This is a genomic window from Cellulomonas sp. P2_B4 (assembly GCF_056404795.1).
Map to the genome: position 1 here is coordinate 1 of NZ_JBFUDI010000128.1, position 509 is coordinate 509.

The 509-nt window shown below is 70.7% G+C and carries 1 protein-coding gene; it reads right to left on the minus strand.

Going from position 1 to position 509, the window contains the following annotated elements; genetic code table 11:
- The coding region (locus AC1DZC_RS20470) for a PP-loop family protein (protein WP_477044572.1) at positions 1–509 on the minus strand (509 nt) is incomplete at both ends.

The window sequence follows — 509 nt, forward strand, 5'->3', positions numbered from 1 at the left end:
GCCCGAGGCAGGCCCCCGACATCGATCTTCGCCTCGAAATCCCCGGCCGGCAGCGCCCGCTCCTGCCATAGCCACTGGCTGATCGCGAGCAGATCGGCGTCGACGTCCGCCAGATAGGCCGCGGAGCGCCCGATCTGGACGGGATCGATCCACGGCGCGGCGCCAAGCAGTCGGCGGAACCGGGTCCGGTCGAACCGGTCGTCGTCATTGCTCGGATCGTCCACGAATGGCAGCCCCATCGCCTCCGCCAGCGCCACCAGTTCCCGGTGACGCCAGCCAAGCAGCGGCCTGACGAGCAGCAGCGGCGCATAGGAGATCGCGACGCCCATTTCTTCCTCGACGACCGACATCGGCACGTCGAGCTCCTGCCGCGCCCGCACCGCAGCGAGCCCGGAAAGGCCCGCGCCCCGCGCCGCCCGCATCAGGAAGGTTTCGGCCTGATCATCGGCATGATGCGCCGTCGCCAGCGCGACCGCCCCCGACTCGATTGCCCAGCGCCGCAGCAGCAC